Source organism: Citrobacter sp. TBCP-5362, from assembly GCF_005406305.1.
Taxonomy (GTDB): domain Bacteria; phylum Pseudomonadota; class Gammaproteobacteria; order Enterobacterales; family Enterobacteriaceae; genus Citrobacter_B; species Citrobacter_B koseri.
Window position 1 is genome coordinate 1,283,656 of record NZ_CP040234.1, and the last position, 17,159, is coordinate 1,300,814.

Sequence of the window (17,159 nt, forward strand, 5' to 3'; positions counted from 1 at the left end):
TTTTTCTTCTGGGGTTGTACCGTCCATGCGCAATCGCGTTATTTTCGTTTTCCTGCTCGGCCTGCTGCCGACGTCGCTGACGTGGGCGGCGCCAGCGCAGCAGACTTTTTCTGACTGGCAGGTCACTTGTAACAATCAGAATTTTTGCGTGGCGCGTAATACCGGCGAACATCGCGGGCTGGTGATGACGTTAAGCCGCAGCGCCGGGGCGCATACCGATGCGGTACTTCGCATTGATTTGGGGGGGCTGACCTCGCCCGGTGCGAAAGAGGCGGAGATTGCGCCGCGTCTGCTGCTGGATGAAAAACCGCTGCCGCTAAATGCCGGGCAATGGCGCATTACGCCCTGGCATCTGATGACGGATGACACCGTCACCATTGCTGCGTTTTTACAGACCATTCAGGAAGCCCAGGCGATTACCCTGAAAAAGGGAAAACAGACGATTTCTCTGGTGGGGCTTAAAGCTGCGCTGTTGTTTATCGACGCACAGCAAAAACGCGTTGGCAGCGAAACTGCGTGGATTGATAAAGGGAATGATCCACCGCTCAGCGTGCCGCCCGCGCCAGCGCTGAAAGGCGTGGCTATCGTCAACCCAACGCCGACGCCGCTTTCTTATGATGAACGCAACGATCTGCTGGATTACGGTAACTGGCGGATGAACAGTATTCACTGCTCGCTTGACCCGATGCGCCGGGAAGTGCGCGTCGCGGCCCTGACCGATGACAAAGCCCTGCTGATGACCGGTTGCGAAGCCGGAGCCTATAATACGGTCGATCTCGCGTGGATTGTCTCACGCAAAAAACCATTCGCCTCCCGCGCCGTACGGTTGCGTTTGCCCTTTAACTCCGGGGCTGAAAGCAATGATATGGAGCTGATGAACGCGGTTTTTGACGAGAAATCCCGGGAATTAATCACGCTGGCAAAAGGGCGTGGGTTGGCCGATTGCGGTATCCAGACGCGCTGGCGTTTTGACGGCCAGCGTTTTCGTCTGGTGCGTTATGCCGAAGAGCCAAGCTGCGATAACTGGCATGGGCCAGATGCCTGGCCCACGTTGTGGATCACACGTTAGGGGCGCCCGGTGGCGCTAACGCTTACCGGGCCTACGGCCCATTTTGTAGGCCGGATAAGACGCATCGCGTCGCCATCCGGCTTCCGACCCACTCATCCATTTTTACGCTTTAAGCACCTTATGCGCTTTTTCGACGATATTCTCGACCGTAAAGCCGAAATAAGGGAACAGTTTTTCGGCCGGGGCCGATTCGCCATATCCCGTCATCCCGACAATCGCGCCTTTCAGCCCGACATATTTGTACCAGTAGTCGGCAATGCCTGCCTCAATCGCCACGCGAGCGGCAACGTTCGACGGCAGCACGGATTCGCGATACGCCTCATCCTGAGCATCAAAAATATCCGTCGAAGGCAGGGACACCACCCGGACGTTATGGCCTTCTCCGGTTAGCTTTTCCGCCGCCAGCAGAGTGATTTCCATTTCAGACCCGGTAGCAATCAGGATTACATCCGGCTTACCGCCGCTGTCTTTCAGCACATAACCACCACGGGCGATCTCCTTCACCTGCTCCGGGGTACGCTCCACCTGCGCCAGATTCTGCCTTGAGAGAATCAGCGCCGTCGGGCCGGTATGGCGCTCAACCGCCAGCTTCCAGCCGACTGCCGCCTCAACCTGATCGCACGGACGCCAGGTGCTGAAATTTGGCGTCAGACGCAGGCTGGCCAGTTGCTCCACGGCCTGGTGCGTCGGCCCATCTTCACCCAGCCCGATAGAGTCGTGGGTATAAACCATGATCTGCCGGGCTTTCATCAACGCCGCCATTCGCGCCGCGTTACGGGCGTATTCCACAAACATCAGGAAGGTCGCGGTGTAAGGCACGAATCCGCCGTGGTGGGCAATGCCGTTGGCAATGGCCGTCATACCAAATTCGCGCACGCCGTAGTGAATGTAATTCCCGGCCGGATCTTCTTTCAGCGACGTCGAACCTTTCCAGATAGTCAGGTTACTGGGCGCGAGATCCGCCGAGCCGCCGAGCAGTTCCGGCAGTATTGGGCCGTAGGCGTTCAGCGTATTTTGCGATGCCTTGCGGGTGGCGATTTTGGCCGGGTTGGCCTGCAATTCAGCAATGTATTTTCGCGTCGTGGTTTCCCAGGACTCTGGCAACTCGCCGCGCATTCGTCGGGTAAACGCTCTTGCCAGATCGGGATACGCTTTCTGATACGCCGCGAACTTCTCCTGCCATGCCTGCTGCGCTTTTTCACCTTTTTCACGCGCATCCCAGGCACGGTAAATCTCTTTCGGGATCTCAAAAGCAGGGTGATGCCAGCCCAGTTTCTGGCGGGTCAGCGCCACCTCTTCTTCTCCCAGCGCCGCGCCGTGAGACTCCTCTTTCCCGGCTTTATTCGGTGAGCCGAAGCCGATTACCGTCCGGCAAATAATCAACGACGGTTTGTCTTTCACACTCTGCGCTTCAAGAATCGCTTTCTTCACGGCTTCGGGATCGTGTCCGTCGATCTCATGCACTACATGCCAGTGATACGCTTCGAACCGTTTGGCGGTATCGTCGGTAAACCAGCCTTCGGTTTCGCCATCAATTGAGATGCCGTTGTGATCGTAGAAGCCGATTAGCTTGCCCAGCCCCAGCGTACCCGCCAGCGAGCAGACTTCGTGCGAAATCCCCTCCATCAGGCAGCCATCGCCCATAAAGACATACGTGTAGTGATCGACGATGTCATGATCGGGCTGATTAAACTGCGCGGCCAGCGTGCGTTCGGCAATCGCCAGACCGACGGCATTCGCCAGTCCCTGACCTAATGGCCCGGTGGTGGTTTCAACGCCTGGCGTATAGCCGATTTCCGGGTGTCCCGGCGTTTTTGAATGGAGCTGACGGAAGTTTTTCAGCTCCTCGATTGGCAGATCGTAGCCGGTCAGGTGCAGCAGGCTGTAGAGCAGCATTGACGCGTGGCCGTTGGAAAGAATAAAGCGATCGCGGTCATACCAGGTGGGGTCGGTCGGGTTGTGGCGGAGAAAATCATTCCACAGCACTTCGGCAATATCCGCCATGCCCATCGGCGCGCCGGGATGACCGGAATTGGCTTTTTGTACGGCATCCATACTGAGCGCACGAATGGCATTGGCAAGGTCTTTTCGGGACATAAATCACTCCGTGGCAAGGTTTACAGTTTGGCGGCGAGCAGGTCTTCCAGTTTGCGTTGGTCAACGGCGAACAGGCGGATACCTTCCGACAGTTTCTCAACGGCCATCGCGTCCTGATTATGTTCCCAGCGGAATTCCGCTTCGGTCATCGGGGTCGGGCGATGGAACGTCTGCGATGACGGCACCAGTTTGCGGATCACCGTCTCTTCTTTTTCTTGTAGCGCTTTCAGTAGGTTGGGAGAAATGGTCAGGCGGTCGCAGCCTGTCAGCGCCAGGATTTGCTCGGTGCGACGGAAACTGGCCCCCATGACGATGGTTTCGTAGCGGTGACGTTTGAAGTAGTCATAGATATTACGTACCGATTTCACCCCCGGATCTTCTTCCACGACGTAGGGGTCCATCGGGCTGTGCGCCTGATACCAGTCATAGATACGCCCGACAAACGGCGAAACCAGAAAAACGCCCGCTTCCGCGCAGGCGCGCGCCTGTGCAAAAGAGAACAGCAGCGTCAGGTTACAGTTGATGCCTTCTTTCTCCAGCTCTTCCGCCGCCCGTATCCCTTCCCAGGTTGACGCGAGCTTAATTAAAATGCGCGATTTTTCCACGCCCTGCTGCTGGTAGAGGTCAACCAGGTGGCGGGCCTTCTGCATACTTTTTTCTTTATCGAAGGATAAGCGCGCGTCCACTTCCGTAGAGACCCGTCCGGGGACGATTTTCAGAATTTCCGCACCGAAATTGACGGCCAGTTTATCGCTGGCCTCGACGACCTGCTGCTCCTGGGTTTTACCGCGTTTCTTGCCCCAGGCGATCGCGTCATCAATCAAATGGCTGTATTGCGCAAGGCCAGCCGCTTTTAGCAGCAGTGAGGGATTGGTGGTGGCGTCCTGAGGCTGATAATGGCGAATGGATTCGATATCGCCGCTGTCTGCCACGACAGTGGTGAATTGTTTGATGCCGTCTAACTGGTTCATAGGAAATACTCCTTGAAAAGTAAAGCGTTAGGTGAGTGCGTTGATTCACACTTCTGAGAAATTCATGCAGTACACAACAAAAAAGCATAGCAGACAGGCATGGTAATGCGGGTTTAAGCGGGTAACATGGATGCTATAAATTGATAACAAATTCTTTCTTTGAGTAGTGAGAGTATGGCTACCTTCAAAGTTTATGCCGCGCAGGGAGGTGATAATGTGCGGCGCACCAGAGGTTACCCGCGCCACTTTTTTGATCGATACGTGAAAGGAACAACAAGATGGATGACCAATTAAAACAAAGCGCCCTCGATTTCCACGAATTTCCCGTTCCAGGTAAAATCCAGGTTTCCCCGACCAAGCCCCTTGCCACACAGCGCGATCTGGCGCTGGCCTATTCGCCAGGCGTAGCGGCGCCGTGTCTTGAAATTGAAAAAGACCCGCTGGCGGCTTACAAATACACCGCTCGCGGCAACCTGGTCGCGGTGGTCTCTAACGGAACGGCGGTACTCGGCCTGGGCAACATCGGCGCGCTGGCCGGTAAACCGGTGATGGAAGGTAAGGGCGTTCTGTTTAAGAAATTCGCGGGCATCGACGTGTTTGATATTGAAGTCGATGAACATAACCCGGATAAATTCATTGATGTCGTTGCCGCGCTGGAGCCGACGTTCGGCGGGATTAACCTCGAAGATATTAAAGCGCCTGAATGTTTCTATATCGAGCAGAAACTGCGTGAGCGCATGAATATTCCGGTATTCCATGATGACCAGCACGGAACGGCGATTATCAGCACCGCCGCTATTCTTAACGGCCTGCGCGTGGTGGAAAAAAATATCTCTGACGTGCGGATGGTGGTTTCCGGTGCAGGGGCGGCGGCAATCGCCTGTATGAACCTGCTGGTGGCGTTGGGGATGCAGAAACACAATATCGTGGTCTGTGACTCGAAAGGCGTTATCTATAAAGATCGCGAACCCAACATGGTGGAGACCAAAGCGGCCTATGCGGTGGTGGATGACGGCAAACGCACGCTGGATGATGTGATCGACGGGGCGGACATTTTCCTGGGCTGTTCCGGCCCGAAAGTGCTGACCCAGGAGATGGTGAAAAAAATGGCGCGTGCGCCGATGATCCTGGCGCTGGCGAACCCGGAGCCGGAAATTCTGCCGCCGTTGGCGAAAGAGGTGCGTTCAGACGCCATCATCTGTACCGGACGTTCTGACTATCCGAACCAGGTCAACAACGTGCTCTGCTTCCCGTTCATCTTCCGTGGCGCGCTGGATGTCGGCGCAACCGCGATCAACGAAGAGATGAAACTGGCGGCGGTACACGCCATTGCCGAACTGGCGCACGCCGAACAAAGCGAAGTGGTCGCTTCCGCTTATGGCGATCAGGACTTGAGCTTCGGCCCGGAATACATCATTCCAAAACCGTTCGACCCGCGCCTGATTGTGAAGATTGCGCCTGCCGTGGCGAAAGCGGCGATGGATTCCGGCGTGGCGACGCGGCCGATCGCTGATTTCGATGCCTACATCGATAAGCTGACCGAATTTGTCTACAAAACCAACCTGTTCATGAAGCCAATCTTCTCTCTGGCCCGTAAAGCGCCGAAGCGCGTGGTGCTGGCGGAAGGGGAAGAGGCACGTGTCCTGCATGCGACGCAGGAGTTGATTACGTTAGGTCTGGCGAAACCGATCCTGATTGGTCGCCCGAGCGTGATCGAAATGCGCATTCAGAAGCTGGGGCTACAGATCAAATCGGGTGTGGATTTTGAGATCGTCAACAATGAATCCGATCCGCGCTTCAAAGAGTACTGGGGTGAATACTATAAGATCATGAAACGCCGTGGCGTGACGCAGGAACAGGCGCAGCGGGCGGTGATCAGCAATACCACGGTGATTGGCGCGATCATGGTTCTGCGCGGTGAAGCGGATGCGATGATCTGCGGCACCATCGGCGAATACCACGAACACTTCAGCGTGGTGCAGGAACTGTTTGGCTACCGTGAGGGCGTCCACGCGGCGGGGGCGATGAACGCCTTGCTGTTGCCGAGCGGCAACACCTTTATCGCCGACACCTATGTCAATGACGATCCGACGCCGGAGCAACTGGCGGAAATTACGTTAATGGCTGCGGAAACGGTGCGCCGCTTTGGTATTGAGCCGAAGGTGGCGCTGTTGTCGCACTCCAACTTTGGTTCATCTAAGTCGGTCGCCGCTTGCAAAATGCGTCAGACGCTGGAGTTAGTACGCGAACGCGCGCCTGAGCTGATGATTGACGGCGAAATGCACGGTGATGCCGCGCTGGTCGAAAGTATTCGCAACGACAGGATGCCGGACAGCCCGCTGAAAGGGGCGGCGAATATTTTAATTATGCCTAACGTGGAGGCCGCGCGTATTAGTTACAACTTACTGCGTGTCTCCAGCTCGGAAGGCGTGACGGTAGGGCCGGTATTGATGGGCGTTGCCAAACCGGTGCATGTATTAACGCCGATCGCTTCTGTTCGCCGTATCGTTAATATGGTGGCGCTGGCGGTGGTCGAAGCGCAAACGCAGCCACTGTAATTTCACTTTAATTCATTCCGGCGCGGGGTTCCCCGCGCTTTTTTATTTCCTCCTTTCTTAGTGATCTACTTCACCTTTTAAATCTGCTTGCCGAATTTTGTTATTTACTCTGACAAAAAATTGCCACGATGAGGTCAGTTTCAGCGGAGGCGGTGAGCAATGGATAAAGAACGCATTATTCAGGAATTTGTGCCGGGGAAACAGGTCACGCTGGCGCATCTGATTGCCCACCCGGGTGAAGAACTGGCGAAAAAGATCGGCGTTCCCGAAGCGGGCGCCATCGGCATCATGACGCTAACGCCAGGGGAAACGGCGATGATCGCGGGCGATTTAGCCATGAAAGCCGCCGATGTTCATATCGGTTTTCTCGATAGATTCAGCGGCGCGCTGGTGATTTATGGCTCCGTTGGCGCCGTCGAAGAAGCCCTACTGCAAACGGTCAGCGGGCTGGGACGCTTATTAAATTTCACGTTGTGCGAATTAACAAAAAGTTAATTGGGGGGCGGCAATGAAACGTATTGCGTTTGTCGGCACCGTTGGCGCGGGGAAAACAACGCTTTTTAACGCCTTGCAGGGAAATTATTCCCTCGCCCGAAAAACACAAGCCGTGGAATTTAATGACAACGGCGATATCGATACGCCGGGAGAATATTTTAGCCATCCTCGCTGGTATCACGCCTTAATTACCACGCTACAGGATGTGGATACGCTGATTTATGTACATGCGGCAAATGACCGCGAAAGTCGCTTACCCGCCGGGTTATTGGATATTGGCGCCAGTAAACGACACATCGCCGTCATCAGCAAAACGGACATGCCGGATGCCGACGTCGCCGCCGCGCGACAGCTACTGAGCGGGCTGGGATTTCAGGAGCCGATTTTCGAGCTCAACAGCCATGACCCGCAAAGTGTGCAGCACCTGGTGGATTATCTGGCAGCACTCACCGAACAGGAGGAAGGCGCAGGTGAAGAAACTCATCACAGCTAACGATATTCGTGCGGCTCACGCACGCGGCGAACAGGAAATGTCGGTTGTTCTGCGCGCCAGCATCATTACCCCGGAAGCCCGCGAAGTTGCGGAACTGCTGGACTTCACGATCGTGGAATGCGACGAATCGGCACCGGCTGTCGCGCCGGTGGAAGACGCGAAAACCGAAAGTCAGCGCATTCGTGAAACCATCATCGCGCAACTGCCGGAAGGGCAATTTACCGAAAGCCTGGTCGCGCAGCTGATGGACAAAGTGATGAAGGAAAAACAGTCGCTGGAGCAGGCTGACATGCAGCCGGGCTTTAAGTCGGTCACCGGCAAAGGCGGCGTAAAAGTGATCGACGGCAGCAGCGTGAAGTTTGGTCGCTTCGACGGCGCGCAGCCCCACTGCGTCGGCTTAACGGATTTGGTCACCGACAAGGACGGCAGCAGCATGGCTGCCGGGTTCATGCAGTGGGATAACGCGTTTTTCCCGTGGACGCTGAACTACGACGAGATCGATATGGTACTGGAGGGCGAACTGCATGTGCGTCATGAAGGCGAAACCATGATCGCGAAAGCCGGGGACGTGATGTTTATCCCGAAAGGCTCCAGCATTGAGTTTGGCACACCGTCGACCGTGCGCTTCTTGTACGTTGCCTGGCCTGCGAACTGGCAGTCCTGCTAAGGCGGATGTATGAAGGATTTCATTACCGAAGCATGGCTCAGAGCGAATCATACGCTCAGCGAAGGGGCGGAGATCCATCTTCCCGCTGACGCTCGCCTGACGCCATCTGCCCGGGAATTGCTGGAAAGCCGCCATTTGCGCATCAAGTTTCTGGATGAGCAAGGCCGTCTTTTTGTCGATGACGATGAGCAGCAATTACAGCCGGTGCACGGTTTGACCAGCAGCGATACGCACCCTAAGGCGTGCTGCGAACTGTGTCGCCAGCCGGTGGCGAAAAAGCCCGATACGCTGACCCACCTGACCGCCGACAAAATGGTTGCGAAAAGCGATCCGCGCCTGGGATTTCGCGCCGCGCTGGACAGCACCATCGCGCTGGTGGTGTGGCTGCAAATTGAGTTGCCGGAGCAGTGGCAACCCTGGCTTGCTGACATTCGGTCCCGCCTGGGCAACATCATGCGTGCCGATGCGATGGATGAACCGCTGGCCGCGCAGGCCATTGTGGGGCTAAACGAAGACGAATTGCATCGTCTGTCCCATCAGCCGCTGCGCTATCTCGATCACGATCATCTGGTGCCGGAAGCCAGCCACGGCCGCGATGCCGCGCTGCTGAATCTGCTGCGTACCAAAGTGCGTGAGACGGAAGTCGTGGCCGCTCAGGTCTTTATCACCCGCAATTTTGACGTGCTGCGCCCGGATCTTCTACAGGCGTTGAACCGCCTCTCCAGTACGGTCTACGTGATGATGATTTTGTGCGTGACGAAGCATCCGCTCACCGTCAGCCAGATTCAACAGCGACTGGGAGGGGAGCAATGATCATTGAACGTTGCCGCGAACAGGCCTTACGCACGCCCGCCAGAGTGGTCTTCCCGGATGCGCTGGATGTCCGTGTCCTGAAGGCGGCGCACTATCTGCAACGGCATGGTCTGGCGCGACCGGTTCTTGTCACCAGCCCGTTTGCGCTACGCCAGTTTGCGCTCACTCACCGTATCGCGATGGATGGCATTCAGGTGATTGACCCACAGAGCAATCTGTCTATACGCGAGGTGTTCGCCGGGCGCTGGCTGGCGCGGGCGGGAGAGAAAACACCGCCGGATGCGCTGGAAAAACTGAACGACCCGCTGATGTTCGCCGCCGCGATGGTGAGCGCCGGTCATGCCGATGTGTGCATTGCCGGCAACCTCTCTTCGACAGCGAACGTGCTGCGGGCAGGGCTACGCCTGATCGGTTTGCAGCCGGGCTGCAAAACGCTGTCGTCGATCTTCCTGATGCTGCCGCAGTACACCGGGCAGGCGCTGGGATTCGCCGATTGCAGCGTGGTGCCGCAACCCACGGCGGCGCAACTGGCGGATATCGCCATCGCCAGCGCGCAGACCTGGCGAACCATTACCGGAGAGGAGCCTCGGGTCGCCATGCTGTCGTTCTCCAGTCATGGCAGCGCGCGTCACCCCAATGTCGCCAATGTGCAGCAGGCGACAGAGATCGTTCGTGAGCGCGCGCCGGATTTGATTGTTGACGGCGAGTTGCAGTTTGACGCCGCTTTCGTCCCGGACGTCGCCGCGCAAAAAGCGCCCGCCAGTCCGTTACAGGGCAAAGCCAATGTGATGGTCTTTCCGTCACTGGAAGCGGGCAACATTGGCTACAAAATCGCCCAGCGTCTGGGAGGATATCGCGCCGTTGGGCCGCTGATTCAGGGGCTTGCCGCACCGCTTCACGATCTCTCCCGAGGCTGTAGCGTACAGGAAATTATCGAACTGGCGTTGGTGGCAGCAGTGCCGCGCCAGACTGACGTGAGTCGTGAACTCGACTCGCAAACACTGGTTGTATAAAGGTCCCGTCTGGACCCCCTTACCGAAGAGGAAAACACAATGGAAGCATTAGGAATGATTGAAACCCGGGGCCTGGTTGCATTGATTGAGGCCTCTGATGCGATGGTTAAAGCAGCACGCGTGAAACTGGTTGGCGTGAAGCAGATTGGCGGCGGTCTGGTCACCGCGATGGTGCGTGGCGATGTGGCAGCGTGCAAAGCCGCTACTGATGCCGGCGCCGCAGCGGCGCAGCGCATTGGCGAACTGGTTTCCGTACACGTCATTCCGCGCCCGCACGGCGATCTGGAAGAGGTGTTCCCGATCAGCTTCAAAGGTGACAGCAATATCTAAGCTGGATGGCTACGTCTGATCGTGTAGGCCGGAGAAGACGCAAACGCGTCGCCATCCGGCAATGAGATGGCATCGATGCCGGATGGCGCCTCGCTTATCCGGCCTACAGTTTCGGCACGCAACACACAACACATGGAGGCGGGTATGAAGCTGGCAGTCGTCACAGGACAAATTGTTTGTACGGTGCGCCATGAAGGACTCGCGCATGACAAATTGCTGATGGTGAAAATGATTGATGCCGAAGGGAATCCCGACGGGCAGTGCGCCGTTGCAATCGACAGCATTGGGGCGGGAACCGGGGAGTGGGTGCTGCTGGTTAGCGGCAGTTCTGCCCGCCAGGCGCATCGGAGCGAATCCTCACCTGTCGATCTGTGCGTGATTGGTATTGTCGATGAAGTGGTGGCTGGCGGGAAAGTCGTTTTCCATAAATAGGACTGAACATCATGAATCAACAGGATATTGAACAGGTGGTAAAAGCGGTATTGCTGAAAATGAAAGACAGCAGTCAACCTGCCGCCGCCGTTCATGAAATGGGCGTCTTTGCCTCCCTGGATGACGCCGTTGCCGCAGCGAAAGTGGCTCAGCAGGGGCTGAAGAGCGTGGCCATGCGCCAGCTCGCTATTCATGCGATACGTGAGGCGGGTGAAAAGCACGCCAGAGAACTGGCGGAACTTGCCGTGTCAGAAACCGGCATGGGACGCGTCGAAGATAAATTAGCGAAAAACGTGGCGCAGGCGCGCGGTACGCCGGGCGTGGAATGCCTCTCGCCGCAGGTACTGACCGGCGATAACGGTCTGACCTTAATTGAAAATGCGCCGTGGGGGGTTGTGGCGTCGGTCACGCCGTCCACCAATCCGGCGGCAACCGTGATTAACAATGCCATCAGCCTGATTGCCGCAGGCAACAGCGTGGTCTTTGCGCCGCATCCGGCGGCGAAAAAGGTTTCTCAGCGCGCCATTACGCTGCTTAACCAGGCGGTTGTTGCCGCAGGCGGCCCGGCTAACCTGCTGGTGACCGTTGCGAACCCGGATATCGAAACCGCCCAGCGCCTCTTTAAATATCCCGGTATCGGTCTGCTGGTGGTGACCGGCGGCGAAGCGGTCGTTGAGGCTGCCCGTAAACACACCAACAAACGTCTGATTGCCGCAGGCGCCGGGAACCCGCCGGTGGTGGTGGATGAAACCGCTGACCTGGCGCGTGCCGCGCAGTCCATCGTCAAAGGCGCATCCTTCGATAACAACATCATTTGCGCCGACGAGAAGGTGCTGATTGTTGTCGATAGCGTTGCCGATGAACTGATGCGCCTGATGGAAGGGCAGCATGCGGTGAAACTCACCGCCGCACAGGCCGAACAGCTTCAGCCGGTATTGCTGAAAAATATCGACGAGCGTGGCAAAGGAACGGTCAGCCGCGACTGGGTTGGGCGTGATGCCGCCAAAATCGCCGCCGCGATTGGGCTGACGGTGCCGGAGCAAACGCGCTTGCTGTTTGTGGAAACGCCTGCCACGCACCCGTTCGCGGTCACGGAACTGATGATGCCGGTACTGCCGGTGGTGCGGGTTGCCAACGTAGAAGAGGCCATTGAGCTGGCGGTCACGCTGGAAGGCGGTTGCCACCATACGGCGGCGATGCACTCGCGCAACATCGACAACATGAACCGGATGGCAAACGCCATTGATACCAGCATCTTCGTCAAGAACGGGCCGTGTATCGCCGGGCTTGGTCTGGGCGGCGAAGGCTGGACCACCATGACCATTACTACGCCAACCGGGGAAGGGGTGACCAGCGCGCGCACCTTCGTGCGTCTGCGTCGCTGCGTGTTGGTGGATGCGTTTCGCATCGTCTGATACCGGCCCCGCAGACTGTCTATAAGGAGAAAAGAGATGGCGCACGATGAACAACGTTGGCTGACGCCGAGACTCCAGAAAGCCGCTGAGCTGTGTAATCAGCATCCCGTCGCCAGCGATTCGCCGCTGTGGCTGGGTATTGATTTAGGGACGTGCGATGTGGTGTCGATGGTTGTCGACCGCGATGCGCAGCCAGTCGCCGTTTGTCTGGACTGGGCTGACGTCGTGCGTGACGGCATCGTCTGGGACTTCTTCGGCGCCGTCACCATCGTGCGTCGCCATCTCGACACGCTCGAACGCCAGCTTGGCTGCCAGTTCACCCACGCGGCGACCTCATTTCCGCCAGGCACCGACCCGCGTATCTCCATCAATGTTCTGGAATCCGCCGGGCTGGAGGTTAGCCATGTGCTGGATGAGCCGACCGCCGTGGCGGATCTGCTGCGACTGGATAATGCGGGCGTGGTGGATATCGGCGGTGGTACGACGGGGATCGCCATTGTGAAGCAGGGCAAGGTGACTTACTCCGCTGATGAAGCGACCGGCGGACACCATATTTCCCTGACGCTGGCCGGAAACCGCCGCATCGAACTGGAAGATGCTGAGCAGTTCAAACGCAGCAACGCCCGGGAGATTTGGCCGGTGGTAAAACCGGTGTACGAAAAGATGGCGGAGATTGTTGCCCGGCATATCGAAGGGCAAGGTATAGCCGATCTGTGGCTGGCGGGCGGCTCCTGTATGCAACCGGGCGTGGATGAACTATTCCGTAAACGCTTCCCGGAACTGCGGGTGCATTTACCTGAACACAGCCTGTTTATGACGCCGCTGGCGATTGCCAACAGCGGGAAAGAAAAAGCGGAGGGGATCTATGCAAAGTGAATTGCAGACCGCGCTCTTTCAGGCATTCGATACCCTGAATCTGCAACGGATAAAAACGTTCAGCGTTCCGCCCGTCACGCTGTGCGGCCTGGGGGCGCTCAGCGCCTGCGGGCAGGAAGCGCAAACGCGCGGGCTGACGCATCTGTTTGTCATGGTTGACAGTTTTCTGCATCAGGCAGGGATGACCGCCGGGCTTGAACGGAGTCTGGCGATGAAAGGCGTGGCGATGAGCATCTGGCCCTGCCCGGTGGGAGAACCTTCGATCACTGACGTTTGCGCGGCGGTCGCGCAGCTGCGCGAATCAAAATGTGACGGCGTGGTGGCGTTTGGCGGCGGCTCGGTGCTGGATGCGGCAAAAGCCGTAGCGCTGCTCTTTACCAACCCAGGGCAGACGCTGGCGGATATGACGGCGCAGAGCGTACTGCGCCCGCGTCTGCCGCTGATTGCCGTGCCGACGACGGCGGGTACGGGGTCGGAAACCACCAACGTGACGGTGATTATTGATGCGGTAAGCGGGCGCAAGCAGGTTCTGGCGCATGCCTCGCTGATGCCGGACGTCGCCATTCTGGATGCGGCGCTGACGGAAGGGGTGCCTTCTCACGTAACGGCGATGACCGGGATTGACGCGTTGACCCATGCGGTTGAGGCGTATAGCGCTCTGAATGCCACGCCGTTTACCGACAGCCTGGCGATTGGCGCTATTGCGATGATCGGCAAGTCGCTGCCGAAAGCAGTGGGGAACGGGCACGACATGGCGGCGCGGGAAAACATGCTGCTGGCGTCCTGCATGGCGGGGATGGCCTTTTCCAGCGCGGGGCTGGGGCTGTGTCATGCGATGGCGCACCAGCCGGGCGCGACGCTGCATATTCCGCATGGCCAGGCGAACAGTATGTTGCTGCCGACGGTGATGGGATTTAACCGCATGGTGTGTCGCGAACGGTTCAGCCATATCGGCCGGGCGTTACTCAACAAGAAAGCGGACGATCGCGACGCGATCGGCGCAGTTAGCGAACTGATTATTGAAACCGGGCTGACAAAACGCCTCGCCGATGTTGGCGCGACGTCCGCGCATTACAGCGCGTGGGCGCAAGGCGCGCTGGAAGATATTTGTATCCGCAGTAACCCACGAACCGCCACGCAGGAACAGATTATCGACCTGTACGCGGCGGCACAATAAAGCATACCAGGATGTAGGCCCGATAAGGCGTTCGCTCCGCCATCCGGCAAAAACGCGGCACTATTGCCTGATGACGCTGCGCTTATCAGGCCTACGAAACACCTGGCAAATGGAGATAGGGCTATGGGAATTAACGAAATCATCATGTACATCATGATGTTCTTTATGCTGATTGCCGCCGTGGACAGGATCCTGTCGCAGTTTGGCGGTTCGGCGCGTTTTCTCGGTAAATTCGGTAAGAGCATCGAGGGGTCGGGCGGTCAGTTTGAAGAAGGTTTTATGGCGATGGGCGCGCTGGGGCTGGCGATGGTCGGTATGACCGCCCTGGCGCCGGTGCTGGCGAAGCTGCTCGGGCCGGTGATTATCCCGCTGTATGAAATGCTCGGCGCGAACCCGTCGATGTTCGCCGGAACGCTGCTGGCCTGCGATATGGGCGGCTTCTTCCTCGCCAAAGAACTGGCGGGCGGCGATGTGGCGGCATGGCTGTACTCCGGCCTGATCCTGGGGGCGATGATGGGGCCGACGATCGTCTTCTCCATTCCGGTGGCGCTCGGCATTATCGAGCCGTCTGACCGCCGCTACCTGGCGCTGGGCGTGCTGGCGGGGATTGTTACCATTCCCATTGGCTGTATCGCCGGTGGTTTAGTGGCGATGTACTCCGGCGTGGAGATCAACGGGCAACCGGTGGAGTTCACCTTCGCGCTGATCCTGATGAACATGATCCCGGTGATCATCGTCGCGGTGCTGGTTGCGCTGGGGCTGAAATTTATCCCGGAGAAAATGATCAGCGGTTTCCAGATCTTCGCTAAATTCCTGGTGGCGTTGATCACCATTGGTCTGGCGGCTGCGGTGATTAAATTCCTGCTGGGATGGGAGCTGATCCCAGGCCTTGACCCGATCTTCATGTCCCCTGGCGACCAGCCTGGCGAAGTGATGCGCGCCATTGAAGTGATCGGCTCCATCTCCTGCGTTCTGCTCGGCGCCTATCCGATGGTGCTTCTGCTGACCCGCTGGTTTGAAAAACCGCTGATGCGCGTTGGCGGCCTGTTAAAAATCAACAATATGGCGGCAGGCGGCATGGTCGCGACGCTGGCGAACAATATTCCGATGTTTGGCATGATGAAGCAGATGGATACCCGCGGCAAAGTGATCAACTGCGCCTTTGCGGTCTCCGCTGCCTTTGCGCTGGGCGACCACTTAGGCTTTGCGGCCGCCAACATGAACGCGATGATCTTCCCGATGATTGTCGGCAAGCTGATCGGCGGCGTGACGGCGATTGGCGTGGCGATGATGCTGGTGCCCAAAGATGAAGACGTTCCGGCAGAAACGGAAGTGGAGGCGCAGTCGTGAACACTCGCCAGCTACTGAGCGTCGGTATCGATATCGGCACCACCACCACTCAGGTGATCTTCTCACGCCTTGAGCTGGTTAACCGTGCGGCAGTGTCGCAGGTGCCGCGCTACGAATTTATCAAACGTGAAATTAGCTGGCAAAGCCCGGTCTTTTTTACCCCTGTGGATAAGCAGGGCGGATTGAAAGAGGCCGAACTTAAGGCGCTGATTCTGGATCAGTATCAGGCGGCGGGGATTGCGCCGGAGACGGTGGATTCCGGGGCGATCATCATTACCGGCGAAAGCGCGAAAACCCGCAATGCGCGTCCGGCAGTGATGGCGCTGTCGCAGTCTCTCGGCGATTTTGTCGTCGCCAGCGCCGGGCCGCATCTGGAATCGGTGATTGCCGGGCACGGCGCGGGGGCGCAGACCCTGTCTGAACAGCGTTTGTGTCGCGTGCTCAACATCGACATCGGCGGCGGCACTTCGAACTATGTTCTGTTTGACGCCGGAAAAGTGAGCGGCTCCGCCTGTCTGAACGTGGGCGGCAGATTGCTGGAAACGGACGGCCAGGGGCGGGTGGTGCATGCGCATAAACCGGGGCAGATGATCGTTGAGGCGGTGTTCGGCGCGGGCACTGACGCCCGCTCGCTCAATGCCACACAGCTGGCGCAGGTTGTGCGGCGGATGGCGGATTTGATTGTCGAAATCATTGACGGCGAGCCTTCGCCGCTGGCGCAGGCGCTGATGCAAACCGGATTACTGCCCGCAGGGGTGAAACCGGAGGTGATCACCCTTTCCGGCGGAGTCGGGGAGTGCTACCGCAATCAGCCTGCCGATCCGTTCTGCTTTTCTGATGTCGGCCCGCTGCTGGCGACGGCGCTGCATGAGCACCCGCGCCTGCGTGAGATGAACGTGCAGTTCCCGACGCAAACCGTGCGCGCCACGGTGATTGGCGCGGGGGCGCACACGCTGTCGCTGTCCGGCAGCACCATCTGGCTGGAGGGGGTTGCGCTTCCGCTGCGCAACCTGCCGGTGGCGATTCCACAAGATGAAAACGAACTGGTGGCCGCCTGGGAACAGGCGCTGACTCAGCTCGATCTCGACCCTGGCACTGACGCATACGTGCTGGCGCTTCCCGCCCGGCTTCCGGTGCGCTACGCGGCATTACTCACGGTCATCGACGCGCTGCTGGCGTTTACCGCGCGTTTTCCCAATCCGCATCCCCTGCTGGTGGTGGCCGAGCAGGACTTTGGCAAAGCCCTGGGCATGTTATTGCGCCCACAGTTACAGCAACACCCGCTGGCGGTCATTGACGAAGTGAGCGTCCGGGCGGGGGACTATATCGACATTGGTACGCCTCTTTTTGGCGGATCGGTTGTGCCGGTGACGGTGAAATCACTCGCATTTCCTTCCTGAGGG

The 17,159-nt window shown here is 58.0% G+C and carries 16 protein-coding genes; 14 read left to right on the forward strand and 2 right to left on the reverse strand.

Annotation, left to right across the window (positions count from 1 at the left end):
- Positions 1-25 precede the first annotated feature (25 nt).
- Positions 26-1,069, forward strand: a complete 1,044-nt coding sequence (locus tag FD428_RS06215; RefSeq protein WP_114848613.1) for a DUF1176 domain-containing protein — start codon at positions 26-28, stop codon at positions 1,067-1,069.
- Positions 1,070-1,171: 102 nt separating this feature from the next.
- On the opposite strand, the gene tkt is transcribed toward FD428_RS06215, so the two are convergent.
- Positions 1,172-3,166 (reverse strand): transketolase, encoded by a 1,995-nt coding sequence (gene tkt / locus FD428_RS06220; RefSeq protein WP_012131322.1) that lies wholly within the window; start codon positions 3,164-3,166, stop codon positions 1,172-1,174.
- A gap of 20 nt (positions 3,167-3,186) precedes the next feature.
- Complete coding sequence (tal, locus tag FD428_RS06225; RefSeq protein WP_114848614.1) at positions 3,187-4,137, reverse strand: transaldolase; 951 nt, start codon at positions 4,135-4,137, stop codon at positions 3,187-3,189.
- Positions 4,138-4,415: 278 nt separating this feature from the next.
- Between tal and maeB the strand changes: the two genes are divergently transcribed.
- From maeB to eutA, 13 genes are all read left to right on the forward strand, one after another.
- The gene (gene maeB, locus FD428_RS06230; RefSeq protein ID WP_012131325.1) at positions 4,416-6,695 is read left to right on the forward strand and encodes an NADP-dependent oxaloacetate-decarboxylating malate dehydrogenase; all 2,280 of its coding nucleotides are present in this window, start codon (positions 4,416-4,418) and stop codon (positions 6,693-6,695) included.
- 159 nt (positions 6,696-6,854) lie between these two features.
- Complete coding sequence (gene eutS / locus FD428_RS06235) at positions 6,855-7,190, forward strand: ethanolamine utilization microcompartment protein EutS (RefSeq protein WP_012131326.1); 336 nt, start codon at positions 6,855-6,857, stop codon at positions 7,188-7,190.
- Between the two features lie 13 nt (positions 7,191-7,203).
- Positions 7,204-7,683: an ethanolamine utilization acetate kinase EutP gene (gene eutP, locus FD428_RS06240; RefSeq protein ID WP_012131327.1), complete on the forward strand. Its 480-nt coding sequence runs from the start codon at positions 7,204-7,206 to the stop codon at positions 7,681-7,683.
- Positions 7,661-8,350 carry an ethanolamine utilization acetate kinase EutQ gene (eutQ, locus tag FD428_RS06245; protein ID WP_012131328.1) on the forward strand — a complete coding sequence of 230 codons (690 nt, stop codon included), beginning with the start codon at positions 7,661-7,663 and terminating at the stop codon, positions 8,348-8,350. The genes eutP and eutQ overlap by 23 nt, the downstream gene beginning before the upstream one ends.
- A 9-nt stretch (positions 8,351-8,359) precedes the next feature.
- Entirely contained in the window at positions 8,360-9,163 is an 804-nt protein-coding gene (gene eutT / locus FD428_RS06250) for an ethanolamine utilization cob(I)yrinic acid a,c-diamide adenosyltransferase EutT (RefSeq protein WP_012131329.1), read from the forward strand.
- Positions 9,160-10,176, forward strand: a complete 1,017-nt coding sequence (gene pta, locus FD428_RS06255; RefSeq protein WP_114848615.1) for a phosphate acetyltransferase — start codon at positions 9,160-9,162, stop codon at positions 10,174-10,176. The genes eutT and pta overlap by 4 nt, the downstream gene beginning before the upstream one ends.
- A 39-nt stretch (positions 10,177-10,215) precedes the next feature.
- Complete coding sequence (gene eutM, locus FD428_RS06260; RefSeq protein ID WP_000387720.1) at positions 10,216-10,506, forward strand: ethanolamine utilization microcompartment protein EutM; 291 nt, start codon at positions 10,216-10,218, stop codon at positions 10,504-10,506.
- Positions 10,507-10,650: 144 nt separating this feature from the next.
- Positions 10,651-10,938: an ethanolamine utilization microcompartment protein EutN gene (eutN, locus tag FD428_RS06265; RefSeq protein WP_024130131.1), complete on the forward strand. Its 288-nt coding sequence runs from the start codon at positions 10,651-10,653 to the stop codon at positions 10,936-10,938.
- An 11-nt stretch (positions 10,939-10,949) separates the two neighbouring features.
- Positions 10,950-12,353: an aldehyde dehydrogenase family protein gene (locus tag FD428_RS06270; RefSeq protein ID WP_012131332.1), complete on the forward strand. Its 1,404-nt coding sequence runs from the start codon at positions 10,950-10,952 to the stop codon at positions 12,351-12,353.
- A 36-nt stretch (positions 12,354-12,389) separates the two neighbouring features.
- A complete protein-coding gene (eutJ, locus tag FD428_RS06275) occupies positions 12,390-13,229 on the forward strand; it encodes an ethanolamine utilization protein EutJ (RefSeq protein ID WP_012131333.1) in 840 nt (279 codons plus the stop codon).
- Complete coding sequence (gene eutG / locus FD428_RS06280) at positions 13,219-14,406, forward strand: ethanolamine utilization ethanol dehydrogenase EutG (RefSeq protein ID WP_012131334.1); 1,188 nt, start codon at positions 13,219-13,221, stop codon at positions 14,404-14,406. Before eutJ ends, eutG begins: the two co-directional genes overlap by 11 nt.
- A 123-nt stretch (positions 14,407-14,529) precedes the next feature.
- Positions 14,530-15,756, forward strand: coding sequence for an ethanolamine utilization protein EutH (gene eutH / locus FD428_RS06285; protein ID WP_047462122.1), 1,227 nt, complete (start codon positions 14,530-14,532; stop codon positions 15,754-15,756).
- Entirely contained in the window at positions 15,753-17,156 is a 1,404-nt protein-coding gene (gene eutA, locus FD428_RS06290) for an ethanolamine ammonia-lyase reactivating factor EutA (protein WP_114848616.1), read from the forward strand. Before eutH ends, eutA begins: the two co-directional genes overlap by 4 nt.
- Positions 17,157-17,159 lie beyond the last annotated feature (3 nt).

Coding starts and splice junctions, on each gene's coding strand:
- eutH (WP_047462122.1), top strand. CDS start 14,530: ATGGGAATTAACGAAATCATCATGTACATCATGATGTTCTTTATGCTG.
- FD428_RS06215 (WP_114848613.1), top strand. CDS start 26: ATGCGCAATCGCGTTATTTTCGTTTTCCTGCTCGGCCTGCTGCCGACG.
- FD428_RS06270 (WP_012131332.1), top strand. CDS start 10,950: ATGAATCAACAGGATATTGAACAGGTGGTAAAAGCGGTATTGCTGAAA.
- eutP (WP_012131327.1), top strand. CDS start 7,204: ATGAAACGTATTGCGTTTGTCGGCACCGTTGGCGCGGGGAAAACAACG.
- tkt (WP_012131322.1), bottom strand. CDS start 3,166: ATGTCCCGAAAAGACCTTGCCAATGCCATTCGTGCGCTCAGTATGGAT.
- eutJ (WP_012131333.1), top strand. CDS start 12,390: ATGGCGCACGATGAACAACGTTGGCTGACGCCGAGACTCCAGAAAGCC.
- eutM (WP_000387720.1), top strand. CDS start 10,216: ATGGAAGCATTAGGAATGATTGAAACCCGGGGCCTGGTTGCATTGATT.
- maeB (WP_012131325.1), top strand. CDS start 4,416: ATGGATGACCAATTAAAACAAAGCGCCCTCGATTTCCACGAATTTCCC.
- eutG (WP_012131334.1), top strand. CDS start 13,219: ATGCAAAGTGAATTGCAGACCGCGCTCTTTCAGGCATTCGATACCCTG.
- eutS (WP_012131326.1), top strand. CDS start 6,855: ATGGATAAAGAACGCATTATTCAGGAATTTGTGCCGGGGAAACAGGTC.
- pta (WP_114848615.1), top strand. CDS start 9,160: ATGATCATTGAACGTTGCCGCGAACAGGCCTTACGCACGCCCGCCAGA.
- eutN (WP_024130131.1), top strand. CDS start 10,651: ATGAAGCTGGCAGTCGTCACAGGACAAATTGTTTGTACGGTGCGCCAT.
- eutT (WP_012131329.1), top strand. CDS start 8,360: ATGAAGGATTTCATTACCGAAGCATGGCTCAGAGCGAATCATACGCTC.
- tal (WP_114848614.1), bottom strand. CDS start 4,137: ATGAACCAGTTAGACGGCATCAAACAATTCACCACTGTCGTGGCAGAC.